This is a genomic window from Caballeronia sp. M1242 (assembly GCF_017220215.1).
Lineage (GTDB): Bacteria > Pseudomonadota > Gammaproteobacteria > Burkholderiales > Burkholderiaceae > Caballeronia.
Map to the genome: position 1 here is coordinate 599,943 of NZ_CP071131.1, position 17,961 is coordinate 617,903.

The 17,961-nt window shown below is 61.8% G+C and carries 12 protein-coding genes; 7 read left to right on the forward strand and 5 right to left on the reverse strand.

What is annotated here, in order from left to right:
- The first annotated feature begins 118 nt into the window (after positions 1–118).
- From JYK05_RS22240 to JYK05_RS22255, 4 genes are all read left to right on the forward strand, one after another.
- Positions 119–1,381: a porin gene (locus JYK05_RS22240; RefSeq protein WP_175943862.1), complete on the forward strand. Its 1,263-nt coding sequence runs from the start codon at positions 119–121 to the stop codon at positions 1,379–1,381.
- Between the two features lie 149 nt (positions 1,382–1,530).
- A complete protein-coding gene (locus JYK05_RS22245; protein WP_241270086.1) occupies positions 1,531–3,204 on the forward strand; it encodes a tannase/feruloyl esterase family alpha/beta hydrolase in 1,674 nt (557 codons plus the stop codon).
- Between the two features lie 197 nt (positions 3,205–3,401).
- Positions 3,402–3,677 carry a hypothetical protein gene (locus JYK05_RS22250; protein ID WP_206469854.1) on the forward strand — a complete coding sequence of 92 codons (276 nt, stop codon included), beginning with the start codon at positions 3,402–3,404 and terminating at the stop codon, positions 3,675–3,677.
- A gap of 635 nt (positions 3,678–4,312) precedes the next feature.
- Positions 4,313–5,146 carry an ATP-grasp fold amidoligase family protein gene (locus JYK05_RS22255; protein WP_241270035.1) on the forward strand — a complete coding sequence of 278 codons (834 nt, stop codon included), beginning with the start codon at positions 4,313–4,315 and terminating at the stop codon, positions 5,144–5,146.
- A gap of 170 nt (positions 5,147–5,316) precedes the next feature.
- Here the strand turns inward: JYK05_RS22255 and JYK05_RS22260 are convergent, their stop codons facing one another.
- Positions 5,317–7,125, reverse strand: coding sequence for a CpsD/CapB family tyrosine-protein kinase (locus JYK05_RS22260; RefSeq protein ID WP_206469855.1), 1,809 nt, complete (start codon positions 7,123–7,125; stop codon positions 5,317–5,319).
- A 90-nt stretch (positions 7,126–7,215) separates the two neighbouring features.
- Positions 7,216–8,358 (reverse strand): acyltransferase, encoded by a 1,143-nt coding sequence (locus tag JYK05_RS22265; RefSeq protein ID WP_206470522.1) that lies wholly within the window; start codon positions 8,356–8,358, stop codon positions 7,216–7,218.
- A 735-nt stretch (positions 8,359–9,093) separates the two neighbouring features.
- On the opposite strand from JYK05_RS22265, the gene JYK05_RS22270 reads away from it, so the two are divergent.
- Positions 9,094–10,344, forward strand: coding sequence for a glycosyl hydrolase (locus tag JYK05_RS22270; RefSeq protein ID WP_241270037.1), 1,251 nt, complete (start codon positions 9,094–9,096; stop codon positions 10,342–10,344).
- A 74-nt stretch (positions 10,345–10,418) separates the two neighbouring features.
- Here the strand turns inward: JYK05_RS22270 and JYK05_RS22275 are convergent, their stop codons facing one another.
- The 3 genes from JYK05_RS22275 to JYK05_RS22285 form a co-directional block, all read right to left on the reverse strand.
- Positions 10,419–12,110, reverse strand: coding sequence for a beta-glucosidase (locus JYK05_RS22275; protein ID WP_206469857.1), 1,692 nt, complete (start codon positions 12,108–12,110; stop codon positions 10,419–10,421).
- 90 nt (positions 12,111–12,200) lie between these two features.
- Positions 12,201–14,507 carry a polysaccharide biosynthesis tyrosine autokinase gene (locus JYK05_RS22280; RefSeq protein WP_206469858.1) on the reverse strand — a complete coding sequence of 769 codons (2,307 nt, stop codon included), beginning with the start codon at positions 14,505–14,507 and terminating at the stop codon, positions 12,201–12,203.
- 338 nt (positions 14,508–14,845) lie between these two features.
- Positions 14,846–15,919 carry a glycosyltransferase family 1 protein gene (locus JYK05_RS22285; protein WP_206469860.1) on the reverse strand — a complete coding sequence of 358 codons (1,074 nt, stop codon included), beginning with the start codon at positions 15,917–15,919 and terminating at the stop codon, positions 14,846–14,848.
- A 538-nt stretch (positions 15,920–16,457) separates the two neighbouring features.
- Between JYK05_RS22285 and JYK05_RS22290 the strand changes: the two genes are divergently transcribed.
- Complete coding sequence (locus JYK05_RS22290) at positions 16,458–16,676, forward strand: hypothetical protein (RefSeq protein WP_175943881.1); 219 nt, start codon at positions 16,458–16,460, stop codon at positions 16,674–16,676.
- A 54-nt stretch (positions 16,677–16,730) separates the two neighbouring features.
- Complete coding sequence (locus JYK05_RS22295) at positions 16,731–17,930, forward strand: glycosyltransferase family 4 protein (protein WP_206470523.1); 1,200 nt, start codon at positions 16,731–16,733, stop codon at positions 17,928–17,930.
- The last annotated feature ends 31 nt before the right edge of the window (positions 17,931–17,961 follow it).

A 17,961-nucleotide genomic window follows, 5' to 3' on the forward strand; every position in this document is an offset into this window, starting at 1 on the left:
TAGCGCCGCCGCGCGGTAGCAGCACCCGCGGAACCACCATCGCAAGCCAACCTCGCCGCCGTTCTCATGACGCGCGGCACGGACAGGCTTTGCCCAACGTCGTAGCCATCAAGAGAACATGAGGAAATCAAACGTGACACGTCGACTAAAGCAGTTTGGGGCAGGGATGATTGCAGGAACGGCGGCCATCGCCGCGCCTGTTTTCGCGCAAAGCAGCGTGACGCTGTACGGTATCGTCGACGATTCGATCGTCTATCAGAACAGCCAGACGAACCTGGCGCGCTCGACAGCGGGCCGCTCGAACGTCAAGATGGCCTCGGGCATCTGGGCGGGCAGCCGCTTCGGCCTGAAGGGCGCGGAAGATCTCGGCGGCGGCAACAAGGCCATTTTCCAGCTGGAGTCGGGCTTCGATATCAATAGCGGCGGCCAGCAGTTCACCAACGCGATGTTCGGCCGCCAGGCCTGGGTCGGTCTTACGAACGCGAACTACGGCACGGTGACGTTGGGCCGTCAGTACACCTCGTACTACACGCTGCTTTCGCCGTATAGCCCGACGAACTGGCTGACCGGCTACTTCGGCGCGCACCCCGGCGATATCGACAACATGGACACCATCTACCGGGCCAACAACTCGGTCGTGTACACGTCGCCGAAGCTGTACGGCTTCACGGTGAGCGGCTCCTACTCGTTCGCGGGCGTGCCGGGCAGCGTCTACCAAGGCTCGGCATGGTCGGCGGCAGTGCAGTACGCGCAAGGTCCGGTCGGGATGACGGTCGCGTTCGAGCGCTTCAACAATGCGGCCAACGGCGGCGGCATCTATAGCGGCAGTTCGGCTGTCGTCAACAACACCGCGGCCACCGACGGCACCGGCCAGCCGGGCGTCTCGGCGCTCACCGCAGGCTATCAGCGCGCGCAGGCGCAGAACCGCTTCGCCGTCGCGGGCGGCTACGCGTTCAACAGCGCGTGGGACATCTCGGTGACGTACTCGAACGTGCAGTACATCCCGGGCGTCAACTCGCTGTTCACGGATGAAGCCATCTTCAACACGGCGGGCACGGTGCTGCACTGGAAGGCATCGTCGGCATGGGACTTCGCCGCCGGCTACAGCTACACGTGGACGAGCAAGGCCAACGGCATCACGAACGCGGCGACGTATCACCAGTTCAACCTGTCGCAGTACTACGCGCTCTCGAAGCGCACGGGCTTCTACGCGCTCGAAGCGTTCCAGCGCGCGAACGGCAATACGCTCTCGGCGCCGACGGGCAACACGGCGGGTCATCAAGTCGCGGCGAACGCGACGCTCGGCGACGGTTTCCAGAACACGCCGTCGGCGACGCGCAATATGTTCGGCGCGGGCGTGGGTATCATCCACCGGTTCTGACGTAGCGGCCGAATGGATACGATGATTCGTACAACGAACGTAGCATGGAGATCATCATGACAGTCACGAGATTACTTGGGCGATTCAGACGTGCCCGCGTAGGCGCGGTTTCGCTGGTGACGCTTTGCGTGGCGTCCATCGCCGTTGCGATGGTCGCGGCATGCGGCGGAAGCAGCGGCAGCAGCAGTACCAGTAGTGCGCCTTTGTCGGTAGTGAAGCCGCTCGTCGATTGCTCGAAGCTCGCCTCGCTCGATATCAGCGATATCGGCGGCGCGGGCAGTTCGATCACATCGGCTACCGTCACGGCCGCGACCATCAACGGCGCGACGGTCAACTTCTGCACGGTCAAAGGCACCCTCGCGCCGTCGAATACATTCGAGGTCGCGCTGCCCGTGGATTCATGGACGCAGCGTTTTGCCGAGCTCGGTTGCGGCGGGCTGTGCGGCAATCTGAGCGATCCAACCAAGCAGAGCTCGTTCAGCTTCAGCTACACGTGCCCGCTCGTGCAGCAAGGCGGCTTCGTGACGGCGGCGACCGACATGGGCCACTCGGCGCAGGATTCGTCATGGACGACCGACCCGCAGAAGCAGGCAGACTTCGCGTATCGCGGGCAGCACATCACGACGCTCGCCGCGAAGAAGCTGATCCAGACGTATTACGGCCAGGCGCAGAAGTACTCGTACTTCGTCGGCTGCTCGGACGGCGGCCGCGAAGCGTTGATGGCCGCGCAGCGTTATCCGGCGGACTACAACGGCATCGTCGCGGGCGCGCCGGCTGCGCATTTTCAGGTGCAGAACTCGCTGTATCACGGCTGGAGCGTCGAATCGAACAGCACGACGGGCACGAGCGCCGGCAAGGCCGTGCTCTATGCGGACAAGGCCGCGGTGCTGCACAAGGCGGTCGTGGCAGCTTGCGGTGGTCAATCGGGCGCGCCTGACGGCTTGATCGCCGATCCGCGCGCTTGCCATTTCGATCCCGCGACGATCCAGTGCAGCGCGAACGCGTCCGATACGAGCAACTGTCTGACGGCGGCGGAAGTCGCGACGGCCACGAAGATCTACGCCGGCCCGACCGATGCAACGACCGGCGAGCGCATGCTCGCGGGCTCGCCGCAGTATGGCTCCGAAGTGAACTGGCCCGGTGTCGAACTGCCGACGTCCAAGTCGACGGATGCGCCCGTGCCCGTCACCAGTCTCTTCAGCTATATGATCGTGAGCGGCGCGTACAACCTGATCTTCACGGGATCGCCGACCATGCCGAACATCGACACCTTCGGCTATCGCGACGCGAGCTTCTATCCGAACTACTTGCAGGCCAACCATCCGCTCAACGATGCGACGAACCCGGATCTGTCCGCGTTCAAGAAGGCCGGCGGCAAGCTGATTCTCTGGCATGGCTGGGCGGATCAGCATATCTCGCCGCTTTTCACGATCGCGTATTACCAGGCGGTGCAGAACACTATGGGCGCTGCGAGCGCGAGCGAGTTCACGCGTCTTTATCTCGTGCCGGGCGTCGGTCACTGCGGCGGCGGCGAGGGCTTTCCTAATATCGACCTCGTTTCGCAGATCACCGGCTGGGTCGAGCACGGATCGTCGCCCAATGCCGTCATGACTTATCAGACCGACTCGAACGACAAGGTCACGGCCACGCGGCCGGTCTATCCGTATCCATCGGTGGCGAAGTACACCGGCAGCGGCGACTGGCACGATGGCGCGAACTACACGCAAGGCGCCGCGTTGTACACGGGCGTCGCGCCTGCCTGGGCGGGCTCGAGCCTCTACACGCCCTATACCCCGAAGACGCAGGGCGTAGCGGCGCCGTAAGTCTTATCGACGAACTCCAAGCGGGTGTTTGCCGCGCACTGTCACTCAGTGACATTGCGCGGCTTTTTCATGTGCAGTAGACCGGTTGCGCGAGAAAGGCATTGCGACGCGCTCCTGCTTCGTGGTAGAAGCACCGCTGCGTTCGCGGCTGTGCGGCGCGTGTAAGGGATTCATTTGTTGCCACGAAGGAGCAGAAGTTGAGAAGGACCGCCGAAAACAAGTTGAAGGTGGTCGCGGTACGAGTCGAGCCGGCAATCGAGCAGAGGTTGCGGCTACTGGCGGAAGTAACGGGACGCAAGCAATCATTCTTTTTGCAGCAGATGATCGAACGCGGCATCGGCGCAATGGAAGAGCTCTGGCTTCCGGCGGATGTCCTCGAAGAGGTGCGCGGCGGCAACTTGCAGGCGCGGCAACCCGTGGCCGGCGCGACGCCTGATCTATTCGGCGATTTGTCTGATGAGACAACTGGCTAGGCAGCTCGCTTTCAATTTGCGAAGTGAATTCGGCCTGCGAAAATGATTTGCGTTTAACCAACGCGCACAGCAGTTTTCCGAACTCACAGTAAAGAAGCGAAAAGCCGTGACTCGATTGCGCCGCTGCCCGGTATTACCTATCCGATAATCCATGCGCTTTGCTTCGAGACAGACGGCGCGCGCTGTCACGCGGCGAGCGCCTTACGCCGCAAGGCGTTCATCGCCATGAGGCGATGGCCGTAGTACCTCCGCCGTAACGCCTTCGCAGGTCGCTCAATTCAAGCCGCATTATCCGGGTATCGCCCTTGCTCCAAGCAGCGGCGCAATCACGCGTTCGCAAGGCATCCCTGTAAAAGTCAATGCGCCATTCCGCGGCACGTTTCAACGGCTAATACAAGGAAAATCCGCAAGCAATCGTTTCTGGGATGCAGTGTACGGTTCCGCACGGTGGCAAGACCACTGCCTTGGGACGATTTCGGGGATACACCTAACCGGTGAAAAAGCCCGAGGCGCCCGCCACCGTGGGCCGCGAATCGCGCCTAAACATTACATGACATTTACAGGGGGATAACCGGATGTCGCTTTCGAAAAGGCTCATTGACAGCGCTAAAGTCTTTCTGCCCGACGACGTCTTCTTGAGCTTCGTTCATCGCCGCCGGATCGGGCGATTTCCTAATCTCAAGCGTCCGCTCACCTTCAACGAACAGATCCTCAGCCGCTGCCTGCACCCGGATCCGCGCTACGTGGATCTCAGCGACAAACTCGCGGTGCGCGACTTCATCGCCCAAAAGATAGGCCCGCAGTATCTGATTCCGTTGATCGCCGAGCCCGCCGTCTTCACCAAGACCGTCTTCGACCAGTTGCCCAACGAGTTCGTGATGAAGGCGAACCACGGCAGCGGCTTCGTGAAGGTCGTGCGGGACAAGAAAGATACGAGCTTCGAAGAACTGGCGGCGCTCGCGCAAGAGTGGCTCGCGACCGACTTCTACAAGATCGCGCGAGAGCGGCACTATCGCGCCATCAAGCCGCGCGTGTACTTCGAAAAGCTGCTTCTCGACGACAACGGCGTCGTGCCGGCCGACCTGAAGTTTCACGTATTCAACGAGAAGTCCGGCAAGCAGACCATCTACATCATGGTGATTTCGGATCGCTTCGGAGAGACGCCGCGCGGCGATATCTTCGATGTGAACTGGAATGTGCAGGACATCACGTTCGGCGCGTACGCGCGCAGCGAGACGCCTGTTCCTCGCCCCAAGAATCTGGACGCGTTGCTCGAAGTCGCGGACGCGCTCGCGAAGGACTTCGAATACGTGCGCGTCGATCTGTATTCGCGCAACGATGACATATTCTTCGGTGAGCTAACGTTCACGCCGGGCGCGGGCGTTTTGCGGATGCTTCCGGAAAGCGTCGACTATGAATGGGGCCGGCTGCTGCAGATGACACGCCGCCCGATGCGCGCCGGCGCGTAATTTCTGCGCGCGCCGCAACGGCGCGCGGCCCACGCGACGACGAGCTTCGCGCTCATGCGGGCCGTCGCCGCCCATGGACTCTCCTTCCTTCTCCCGGCGAGCGGCGGCGACTATCGGCTGTTGCTCGTGATCGGCGCGGCAGCGCTTCCCATAGCGCGTTCGTTCCGCACTCAATACGAAACCGACGGACGCCGGCGCCGCGCGCCATAGCCGCCGGCGTACGCGCGCGTGCGTCTTTCGTTCGGGCGCGGCATGTCGCCGTTGAACACCACGCCTACGACATGCGCGCCGACTTCATCGAGCTGCCGGACCGCCTCTTCCAGTTCGTCCTCGCTGCGCCGCCCCGGCTGCGCGACGAGCACCGCGGAGCCACCGAGCGCGGCGATGACGCTCGCATCGTCGACTGACAACATCGGCGGGGTGTCCACGATGATCAGGTCGTAATGCGGTGCGAGTTGCTGAATGAGGCGCGGCAGGCGGCCGTTCGAGAGCAGTTCGACCGGATCCGCAGGCAGGCCGCCTGCAGGAATCACATCCACGCCCGTGCCCCCGACCGAGCGAATCACGCGATCGACGTTCACCATACCGTCGAGCACCTGCGCGAGCCCCGCGCTACCCGAAAGCCCGAACAGGAACGCCATCCGGCCGCGCCGCAGATCGCCGTCGATGAGCAGCACGCGCTTGCCGGCGCGGGCATTCACGCCTGCGAGATTCGCGGCCACGAAGGTCTTGCCCGAGCGCGGCGCGGGCCCGGTCACGACGAGCAGCTTGCGGCGCCACGGCGCGCCCGCGAGCCGCATCCGCCTCGCGCGGCCGAATCCGAAGCGTTCGATCGGCGTCAGCGCGAAGCGCTCCTGCATGAACCATGTTCGCTTGGCCCGGTACGCGGCGAACCTCGGCCAGTAGAGGACCAGATAGGCGATCGGCACGAACGAGGTCACGGTCGTGATGCTGACCGTCGAGGTGACGAGAAGCAGCAGCAACATGACGAAGCCGTCGCTCGCGGTGAACGCGACTACGCCGAACAGCAGCAATGCGCTGAAAAGCCCCATGTCCGCGACGCTCGCGGGCAGGCCGGCAAACGGGATGCCGGCGGCGATCTCCGTCTGCACGAGGCGCATGGACGGCATGTACATGTAGTGGGAGCGGACATCCTCCGCGTTGACGCCCGCGAGCAGGTCCTCCAGTCTCGCTTCGACCATGAAGGGGTAGCCGCCGAGACGGTGCGCGAAGGTGGTCGATCCGAAGAAGGCGTGATTGCCGAGATACACCGAAATGAGTCCGACGACGCCGATGAACGCCGTCAGAACGACGAGCGGATGGATCAACCGCAGCTTGTGACGCATCGGATACAGCGCGAGGAAGATGAAGAGCACCATCGAAGACTTCGAGAAGGAGATGAAAAGGCCGACGCAATAGAGCGCGACCACCTTCTTGTTGACCTTCTCGGTCAGCAGATACGCAATGAGCGATGCGACGAGCAACGACGAGAAGAACCCGGCTTCGCGCGAGAAGCCCGACACGCGCGCGAAGTAGAAGATCTCGAAGAAGTTCGTGTAAGTGCGCGTCGCGTAAGGGCCCCAGATCGTCTGCGCGAGTTGCGTCGGGCCGAGTTGCCAGGCGAGGCCCTTGTCGACGTAATAGAGCACGAACTGCAGCATCGCGAAGACGATGTTGATGCCCATCCAGTGATGCAGATAGCTGATGCGCCGGCCCATGGTGTACATCAGATAGCCGATGCAGATGGCAATGGACACCACGCGCGCGGCGACGCTCGGCGAACCGAGAAGACTCACCGCGACGGCCAGGACCAGTGGAACGCTCCAGTGCCGAACCGTGGCCGTGAGGAACCGCACGAACTTGGGGTCGAGAAACGGAATGAAGAGATAGAAATAGATCGTCGCGCCGTTGACCTGCGGATTGAAGATCACGCAGGTGAAGAACATGTAAAAGAGAAAGGAGACGATCTTTGAATACATGAGTTCCTCTGTATCGGCATGCACAGGCTGGACGCTGCTTGCAGCGCCGGTTGTTCCAGGCCCGCCATGCAAGGCGGGCCGCGAAAAGCATCAAGGCGAACGGCGCGCGTTCTCCTTGGCCGCCGTATCGCCGAGCGCAGATCGCGCGGGCGCTCGCCGCGTGGACGTCAACGCGTGACCGAGCCGGATGCACGGCGCTTCGACGATGCGAAACGCCACGGAAGACAACGCGATTCCCAGGACGCCGGCCACGACCATGTAGAGAGCCAACGGGCCGCCGGTCCAACCGGCGCGCTGGCATCCCCAGTACAGCACATAGAGCGGGACGCCGTGCAGCAGATACAGCGAATAGCTCCGTTCACCGAGCCATGCGAACGACCGCCAGTGAATCTTCGCGACGGTGGCGAGCAGCGCGAAGATGCCCATGCCGACGAGATAGCTCACCGAGTTGATGACGTGCTCGCTGTCGTGCTGCTTGATGGCGACGGCGAACGTCAGCACCGAAATGCCCGCGACGACGCTTGTCACGGCAAGGAACGCGGTTCTATAGGACCAGTCGGCTCGCAGGCCGCGCGCGCCCGGAAATTGGAACACCACGCGCGCGCCGGGGTTGTCGTAGAAGTGCCGGAAACAGGCGCCCCAGAACATGATCGACAGGTGATACAGCATGCCCTTGTACTGGCCGAGCGCAGTGGGCGGCACGATCTTCAGCGCCGATGTGATAACGAACGCCGCGCCCAGCGAGACGCAAACCACGCAGAGGTCGCGCATGCGGTGAATCCGCCCTTGCCAAAAGAGCGCGAGGCACAGCACGTAAAATACGAGCTCCGTTTCGAGCGTCCAGTAGTGGCCCATCACTTCGGGATAGCCGAGCGGGCGCGGCACCATGGTGGCGTTCGCGAGCCAGCCCGCAGGCTCCAGTTGCTTCCCGAAGAGCATCCAGTACGCGAGAAAGCCGAGCGGGATCGACGCCCAGAACGCGGGATAAAGGCGGAAGAATCGCCTGATGAGAAACTGCCGCGTGCCGGGTCCGATGGGACCGTGCAGGCTTTTCGGGATCAAGAGTCCGCTCAGCGCGAAGAAGACGACCACGCCGATCCGCCCGAAGTTGCCGTAGTGCTGGATCGCGTTGAGCCATTGCTCGGAGCCCGCGAGATCGGAGAATTTTTCCGCGTAGTGCGTCCACATCACGAACAGCACGGCGACGGCGCGGATCGCATCGACGTGCGACATGCGGTTGGGCAGCGGTGATGTTTGCGCGTTCACAGAGTTCTCCGGCTTGGCAGGCGCTTTCCGGCCGCGTCAGTAAGTGCAAAGGCATCCGTGGGAAGCAGGGCGTCGTGCGGGACGCCGGATGCGCGGTTTTCGGTTCAGTGCGCCGAAACGTCCTTTTTTCATCGGATTCATCGGCATCGCGCGGCGCGTGCGGCACATATGACCTGCGAGAGCCGCTAGGCTGCGCAAGCCGCAAAACTTTCGCGCGCTGACGCTGTTTTCCACCTCGATTCGATCCGCGCGCTCGATGAATCAGCGCGCACGATCGTTCGCACAACGACCTATTTCCGGTCATTCGTACTGATCAGTAAAAAGGGTGCTATTCAAGACCCTCCAAACTGACCGGTTTCTTCCACTGTCCCCAAAAGCGAGCGAACGTTTGTTCCTCTTTCACATTCATGTGAAGGAAAGTTTCCTGTCTACGATATGAATAAAGCGAGTGTTTACCTTTTCCGTTTTTTGTTACATTCAGAAACGTTTGGGAGCGTTTTAGGAACATATACTCCGGTCTCCTTAAGCAAACACGCACTTTTTCCCGTGTCTACGAATCTCTCCACTCGCAAGCAGGACCAAATTTCCGTGTTCTCCGTGACGGAAGCCCGTAACGCACCCGTATCGCGTAGAAGCTTCCTGTCCCTTCTCATGGCAGGTGCTGGCAGCGCGGCGTTGGCGGCCTGCGGCGGCGGCGGAGATTTGACCAACACCGACAGCGTGGCGAACGCCGAAAAGGGCGTGGCGAAGAGCGCCTCCGCGAGCGGCACCGTCATTCCGCCGGCGGCATCCGTGACCGATAGCTCGGGCGCCGTCTGGACGCTCGTGAACGGCCACGCGACGCGCAACGGCACCTCGGTCGCGACCGGCTCGCCCGTCGCGTTCGTCAACATCCTCTATTACAACGGCGTCATCTACGGCAAGAACTCCGCCGGCAACTGGTTCAAGAGCGGCACGTCGCCGTGGCAGAACCTCGGCACCGCCGACCCGCGCGGCACCGTGGCGGCGGCGGCCACCACCAGCAAATCGCTGTTCTACGGCATCAACGGCCACATGGCCTACGGCAGCGGCATCTACCACACGATGTCGCCCGCCGCGCAGCTCGCGATTCTCAAGGACCTCGGCGTCACGAATTACCGCGCCGACGTGGCATCGGCCGGCATGGCGACCGTCCTCGCGACCGCGCTCAACGGCGCGTTCAAGAACAGCGGCGTGAACATTCTTCCCGTGCTGAACCCGTCGTCGTGCGGCTGGAACGGCTCGCTCAGCGAATCGGCGGCGTACACGCTCGGCTACAACCTCGCCACCGGCGTCACGCAGCAGCTCAAGGGCCTCGTGAAGTACATCGAGTGCGGCAACGAACTCGAAGTGTCGCTGAAGATCAGCGGCGACGGACATGACACGAGCAACTGGAGCCCGACGATGTGGCCCGCGTACCGCGGCGTGATCCGCGGCATGGTCGACGGCGTGCGCGCGATCGACTCTTCGATCAAGGTCGGCGTCGGCACCGGCGTCGCGCTGTCGTACCGCGCGCTGCAGATGCTGTGGAACGGCATCTCGCCGAACGGCACGTCGGCGGGCGTGGGCGGCGCGGCTTCGGTGCGCTGGGACTTCACGTGCTACCACTGGTACGAAAGCTCGGGCGACGTGCTGTGCGGCTGGCAGAACAGCCAGTGCTACGACGTGCTGCAGGCGCTGAAGGATTCCTTCGGCGTGCCGATCTGGCTGACGGAATGGGGCTGGTTCGGCCAGGTCGACACGGCGGCGCAGCAAACCGCCTACGTCACCAAGGCGCTCACCGAGTACAAGTCCATCAAGGACAAGTACAACATTCAGTCGGTGATGATGTACGCGGTGATCGACGACTCGTACGGCCTCATCAAGAACGACGGCGTCACGAAGACCCCGGCCTACGCGGCCTTCAAGAACTTCGTCCAGGCGAATCCGGTTTAAGCGGACACCGCCCTCCAACGCTCCGGCGCGCCATGCGCCGGAGCGTTTTTTTTTGTCTGCGCGCGCGGCTCGGTTCATCGCGTTGCCGGAATCAGGTACTTGGGCAGCGCGCCCAGTTTCCACTCGAAGCCTTCCTTGACTTCGACGGTCGAGGTCGCGCCCTGCCAGTCGAGTTGCTTGTACGTTCCCGGCGGAATCGGCGCGGGCGTGGGCGACGGATCGGCGTTCGAATCGCTCTTCCAGCCCACGATCACGCGGTCATCGCTACCGTATTGATAGATCTTGGTCTTGTCGTCGTCGACGAACGACCGGTTGAACGCGCGTGCGCCGATGGTCCTGAACAACGTGGCCGCGGCGACATACGCGGGCTTGGGCGTGAGGTCGAGCCGCACGAGGCCGAAGTTCGCTTCCTTCTCCGCCGCGTCCACGCCGTCGTCGACGAAGTCGTACCAGATCACCGTTTCCACGGTGCCGAAGCGGCGCGAGAGCAGGAAGGTGCGCGCTGCCGCCGCCGCCTGCTTGCGCTCCGAGAGACCGGCTTCCGTGGGACTCGACGGCCAGCCGATTTCCGTGATGTACACCTTCAGCCGTCCGACGCCGGGGCGCGGGTGCGACTGCGTCATGCGCTGCAAATGCGGCCATACGGTCGAGACGTTCACGCGCGGCAGCGGCGATCCCTTCGCCTCGTAACCGCGGTCCGGGTCGTACGGCGACATGTACGGATGAATGCTGAAGCCGTCCTGATAGTCGAGCGCGTTCGCCTTCACGATCTGCACGATGCAATCGCCGCCGGGACCGCCGCCCGCTCCGCCGCCGCCGCACGACACCACGCTCGCGTCGGGACTTTCTTTCTTGATTGCCGTGTAGACGGGCTTGAGCAGCGCAATGTAAGTGTCATAGCCGATGCTCGGGAAAGCCGGCTCGTTCCAGACTTCCCACGTCTTCACGTACTTGCCGTAGAACCCGACCACCTTCTGCGCGTAACGCACGAAGAGGTCGCGTTCCTGCTGCGTCTGCGGAAACCCCTTCGGTCCCTTGAACAGGCCCGGGTAGGCGCGGCCGTTCCCGTAGTCGAGCACGATCAACGGCTTCAACCCAATCTTCGAGGCTTGCGCGACATATCCGCCATAGTCGCTGTCCTTGCGCGGGAACTGGAACTTGCCGGGCGTCGGTTCGACGTCGGTCCAGTACAGTTCGTCGCGAATCCATGTGAAGCCTGCGCGCTTGATGAGCGACATCACCGTCGGCGGATCACCCTTTCGTTGTCCGAAATGTGTCGCGACGCCGGCTTCCCTGAAATTGCCGTTGCCCGCCGCGAGCGCGGCAAGACTGACCTTGAGCGAATCGCTTTCGCCGCCGTCCTTCGATACGACCTTCGCGTCGAGCGTATAGAGCCCAGCGCCCGGCAACGAGACATTGACGGCCACCTGCGCGCCGCCCTTTCCCTGCGACGGCGACACGCGGTACGTGTCGAGCGGCGTGCGCGAGAGCTCGGCGTTATCGTCGTAGCGATACAGCGTCGCGACGACCTGATCGCCGTCCGACGCACTGCCAGCATCCATCTTCAGCGTGATGCGCTTCGCGCCAGCACCGTCGCTGATGAGCGAACTCGGCGCGCTGGCGAGTTGCAGCCCGCTCGCGGCGAAGCATGCGTCCGCGGCGGCGAGTCCGGTGGACAGCGCGGCGAGCATCGAGACGATGCGCACCGTCGGATCGACATGCCACGTGCGGCGCGGCACGTCGTGCTTCGTGCTGAATGCCAACATGAAACTCCCGTAGGCGGCGGATTCGAAACGCGGCAGCGCGCGCCGCGCTCAGGCGGCGGTCCGCGAGGTCTCACAGAGAAGTGCTGCCGCCTATTCCTCTTCCGTGGCGAGATTCGACGTGTACGCGCTCGCGTAGGCATACGTGCGCTTCTCGCTGCGGCGCTTCGGCACCGCGTTGAAGATCACGCCCGCGATGCGCGCGCCAGTCAGGTCGAGCCGCTTGATGGCTTCCTGAAGTTCGTCCTCGCTTTGCGCGCTCGGCCGCACCACGATCACCGAGGAGCCGGCGTTCGCGGCGATCAGGTTCGCGTCGCTGACCGCGAGCACTGCGGGGGTATCGATGATGACGAGATCGAACTGCTGCTGCATGTAGTCGAGGATCAACGGCAGGCGCGGCGTCGAAAGCATCTTCGACGGATTGGCCGGGAAGCGGCCGGCCGTCATGAGCGAAAGCCCCGGCACGTCGCTCTCGCGAATGGCCTGATCGACCTGAATCTTGCCGGCGAGCACTTCTGCGAAGCCGTTGCCGCCGTTCTGACCGAAGATCGATGCAATGCGTCCGCGTCGCATGTCGCCGTCGATCAGCAACACGTTCTTGCCGGTTTGCGCGTGCAGCACGGCGAGGTTCGAAGCGACGAACGTCTTGCCGGTTCCGGGCGTCGCGCCGACGACCGCGAGAATATTGTTCGGGGCGGGCGCGATATCCAGCATCAGCGACGCATGCACCGCGCGCAACGCTTCCACGGCCATGTCGCGATTGCCGAGCGCCGACAGCGCGTGGCTGCCTTCGACCGACCCCGCGTTCGGATCGTCGCTCAGTACGCGGCGCGACACATCGTTGATGACCGAGGGCAGACGACTCTTGCCGGGCAGAAGCGAAGGCCTGGCCGTGCGGTCGAGCCGCGCCTGCATCGGGCTGAAGCTCACTGCGCCGAACACCGGCAGGCTGAGACGGCTCTCGACCGAGTGCGGCGTCTTCACCGCGCGCGAAAGCTGATCGCGGAAGAACACGAAGAGAATGCTCAGGATCACGCCACCTGCGGCGCCGCCCGCCATGACCAGCATGCGCTTGGGCTTGGACGGTTCGGTCGGATAAATGGCCGAGTCGATCAGATGCACATTGCCGATGGTGCCCGCGCGCGTGACGGCCAGTTCGCTTGCTTTTTTGCGCATGGCGACATAGATGTCCTCGGCCACCTTTGAATCGCGCGTCAGGTCCATGAGCTTGCGCTCGGAGCCGGGCAGTTGCCCGAAGCGTTTGTCGAAGGCCTGCTTTTGCGCGTTGAGCGTGGCGAGCTGTTCGTCGATGGTGCGGACTTCGCGCGTCGTCGGCGCGAAGCGGCTCGCCATCTGCGTGCGCTGCATGGTGAGCGCCGCAATCTGCCGTTCGATGTCGATGCTGCCTTGCAGATACGACGTCGCTTCGGTGCCCGGCTGCATGGAGTTCGACGACTTGCGGTAATTGCTCAATTCACTCTCGGCGCGTTGCAGTTCACGCTCGAGACGCGGCAGCTCGCCGATGATGAAGTCGCGCGTGACACTCGCTTCTACGCGATGCTGGTCGATGTGCGCGGCGATATAGGTCTGCGCGATCGCATCGGTGATTTGCTGCGCGAGCTTAGGGTCATCGTTCTCGTAGACGACCTGGACGACGCCCGAGTCCTTGGTCGACTCCATCACCTTCAGGCTTTTCTGGAAGCGCGAGACGGCCTGATACTCGCTGAAACGCACGACCTTGAACTCGGTGCCGGGACGCGCGACCAGCTTGTCCACCATGATCGAGATTCCGTCGGCATTCGTCAGATGACCGACGGTGCCATGCAGGATCGAGTTGCCGTCGGAGTCCGTCAACTCGTAAGCGCCCTGCGGCAGCGCGCGCAGGATGAATGCCTTGTTTTCCAGACGCGGCGGTACCTCCAGCGTGCTGATGTCCGCATCTTCTCCGCCCCACGCGAACGACTTCAGACCGAGAACCGGCGCCATGGGTTGCCCCGGCGTGGCGAACATGCTCGAAATGCGCCCGAGGAGCGGCACCTGTCTCGGCGTGATAGAGAGATTCTGATGGTACTTCTTGATCACTGGCAAAAGGACGGCGCGGCTTTGCATGATCTGCATTTCGGCATCCGTCGGCAACGTGGCCGGACCCGCCTGCTGTTGCCCTTGTGTGTTCACGCCGAGCGCATTGGGATTCGGGAAATCCACTTTGATGAGTGCGTCCGACGAATAGACCGGTGTGGCGATGAACGCGTACAGCGTCGCCAGGCCTGTCACCAGGACGATGATCCCGAGCACGAGCCACACGTTATCGACCATCAGCTTCCAAAAGTCACTCGCTGAAAAGCTGTCGTCTCGCGTGCGCGCGGGGACTGGATCGATCCCAAGAACTGGTGTGTTCATCAGAGAGTTTCCTTATTCGTTCGAATGGCGGTCCAACGAAAAGCGGCGATAGCGCGACCGACGAAGTCGGCAACGAACGTTGTGGTTACGATGCTTGGCGATAAACGTCGGATGACGAAACGTACGACGTTAGCTGTACGCACGGACGGAAGTGAAATGTCAACGTCCAATACTACTTACCTTCACGCCTCGCCAAATTGCAGTACGTGCGCCAACCCACATTGCGATAAAAGGGACGGAAATGCAAGCGGAATACTCGGCACTTACATAGGTCTGCTTCACGATCGTTCGATACGCGATGGCGAGACGAACGAAACGTCCGACGAACCCGACTTAATTCAGTGCGTAGTCTGAAGTATCTCCAGCAGCCTCGTGGCCGCGCCGTCCCACTTGAACTTGCGCGCGTGTTCCAGTCCTGCGCGCCTATGCATCGCGCGGACGTCTTCTTGCGTTGCCATGATGCGAATCTTGGCGGCGATGTCTTCGACCGAACTCGCATCGCAATACATGGCGGCATCTCCGCACACTTCGGGCAGCGATGCTTCAGACGAAACGATCACGGGGCATCCACAGTACATCGCTTCCAATGGCGGCAGTCCGTATCCTTCGTACAAAGAAGCGAATACGAGGCATGCCGCGCTGCCGTAGAGGGCTTTCAGTTCGCCGTCGGTTACGAATCCCGCCCATATCACGCTATCCGAATCGAGCGTTGGCGCGGAGTCGCTCGATGCGAATACCCGGGCGTTCGCGCCGCCCGCTATGACGAACTTGAAGCCGTCGAGATCTTTCAGCAGCCGCGTCGCTTCGAGCACGCGCCGCAGATTCTTGCGCGGATCGAGGCTGCCAACGAGAACGCAATACCTGTCTTTCACGAGCGAAAGTCTCTCGAGAATCGAAGGCTCGGGCGTGACGCGGTCCATGTGATCAGCGCCGGGACGTACCACCATGACGCGGGATTCGTCGACACCCAGGTGATGACAGATGCGGTTTCGCGAGAATCCCGAGACTGTCAGGATGGTGCTGGCCTGTCTGCGCAGCAGCGAGAAGCGCAAGCGGTACCACATGACGAATTCCTTCGAGAACCCGTGCGGTACGTCGTAGACGGCCATGTCGTGAATCATCAACATATGCCGCCGCTTAAACAGTGGTCCTGTGTTGCAGAGGCTGATGAGCGTATCGCGGCGCGACTCCAGCGGCAAAGCGATCTGCTCCCAGAGGTTGCCTTTGAGCCGTCGGCCGATCTGAGTCGGGCGCGCTGCGAGACCGAGATCCGTCGCATTGGACGGAATCAGCACGGGCAGTTCCGTCGGAGACTTCGTGTGCGACTGCATGGCGCGCGTCAGTTCATACGCCACGCGCTGCACGCCGGTAATGCGTTGTGAGGCGAACTTACCATTGATTGCGAAGCCCATCGGAGGTCCCTGATAGATGCACGCGGCAATTCTTCATACGTCCAACGCGGTGCAAGGAGCCGCAAAAAAATGGACGCGGCTCACGCATAGGACACGTTCTACCAGAGACAAAGTTTCGTGTCATGCGCATTTGCCGAGAAATTGCGAGGCCGTGAGTTGCGCCAAACATATGCTGAATCGAATCAATCGCAATCCTTAGAAGATTATCGGTTCATAGAATCAATGGCTGACAAGGTGAATGAGCGATAGGGTGAGTCGCGATTATTTCGCTCAGCGATTTATTTCTGGGATCTAATTCACGCAAGCTTCATTGCTCAAGTCACCAGGATCGCTTAGAGTGTGCTCTTTCCGTTGCATGTGCGACGGCACTCATCTGTTCTACGCGAATACCTCAACCGCCTGATGAATAAAGGTCAGGCTTGCATAACACCTCGTTGACTCAATAAGGCACTGGCATCGTCCATGCTTCGCTTCGACGCCACGTTCCTTAGACAACGCTTAGGTATACCAAGCATAATCGTCAGACAAAGGAATCCGCATGCGACCGAATTGGCGATACCTTCATGAACGGCAAACGCACCGCGAGATCGACGACAAGTCGTTCGCAGCCACGCTGTACGCCATGTTCGCGCTCTTCGTGCGCGCACTGGATATCGTCAGGGTCGTCGGACTCTTTCTTCTACTGACCATTTCCATGTGGGTGTATCAATCGATCGAAAAGCTGCTTAATCGAGGTGCGAAAAGTAGTCGCCAATAGTGCAAGCCGGCAGCCTGGCGAGCCCAGTTGGAGCATCCACCTACAGGAGTTACTGTGAGAGTTGCTATCGTCCACGACTGGCTCGTGGTGTCGGGCGGAGCGGAGAAGGTGCTCCATCAGATCATCGAATGCTTTCCCGAAGCGGACATCTTCACGCTGGTCGACTTCCTGGAGGACCGAACGTGCATCAATAAACGTCCGGTTCGAACCTCTTTCATTCAGCAATTGCCGCTTGCCAGAAAGCACTACCGCAGCTACCTGCCGCTGATGCCCATCGCCATCGAGCAGTTCGACCTTTCCGGCTATGATCTCGTGATCTCGAGTTCCTATGCGGTCGCGAAGGGCGTGCTGACCGGACCGGACCAGTTGCATATCAGCTACATGCATTCGCCGATTCGCTATGCATGGGACCTTCAGCACCAGTACCTGAACGAGGCCGGGCTCTCGAAGGGCGTCAAGTCGGTGTTCGCGCGGGCATTGCTGCACTATATTCGCGGCTGGGACGCGCGTTCGACGAACGGCGTCGATTACCTCATCGCGAATTCGCATTTCATTGCGCGGCGCATTAGAAAGGCGTATCGGCGCGACGCGACCGTGATTTATCCGCCGGTCGATATCGCAGCGTTGCCCGTTCGCGTTCAAAAAGACGACTTCTATCTGACGGCTTCGCGCATGGTGCCGTACAAACGGATCGATCTCATCGTGAAGGCATTCTCGATGACGCCCGAGCGCCGGCTGATCGTGATCGGGGACGGCCCCGACATGCGCAAGGTGCGCGCGGCGGCCGGGCCGAACGTCTCGATACTCGGCTATCAGTCGTTCGAAGTACTGCGCGATCACCTTCAGCGTGCACGCGCGTTCGTCTACGCCGCAGAGGAAGACTTCGGCATCTCGATCATAGAAGCACAGGCTTGCGGCACGCCGGTCATCACCTACGGACGGGGCGGCGCGCTGGAGACGGTCATTGGTATCCCGAGTGAGCGCGCCACGGGTGTCTTCTTCAAGGAGCAGACGCCCGAATCGTTGAACGAAGCCGTTACGCGTTTCGAACGCAACCGGCATGCGTTCGACCCGCAGGTATGCCGCGACAATGCCGAGCGCTTCTCACGAGAGAAATTCAAGGCGGCGCTCAGGGCGTTCATCGAAGTGCAACTGGCTCGTTCTCCGTCCGAGACGATGCTCGACAGGCGGGCGGCGTCCAGAGACATTGCAGTAGAAACGGGCGTTACTGAAGCAGTCGCGTCGTCGAAGTGATGCAACGGCGCGGGCCGGTGGCGCTGCCGGT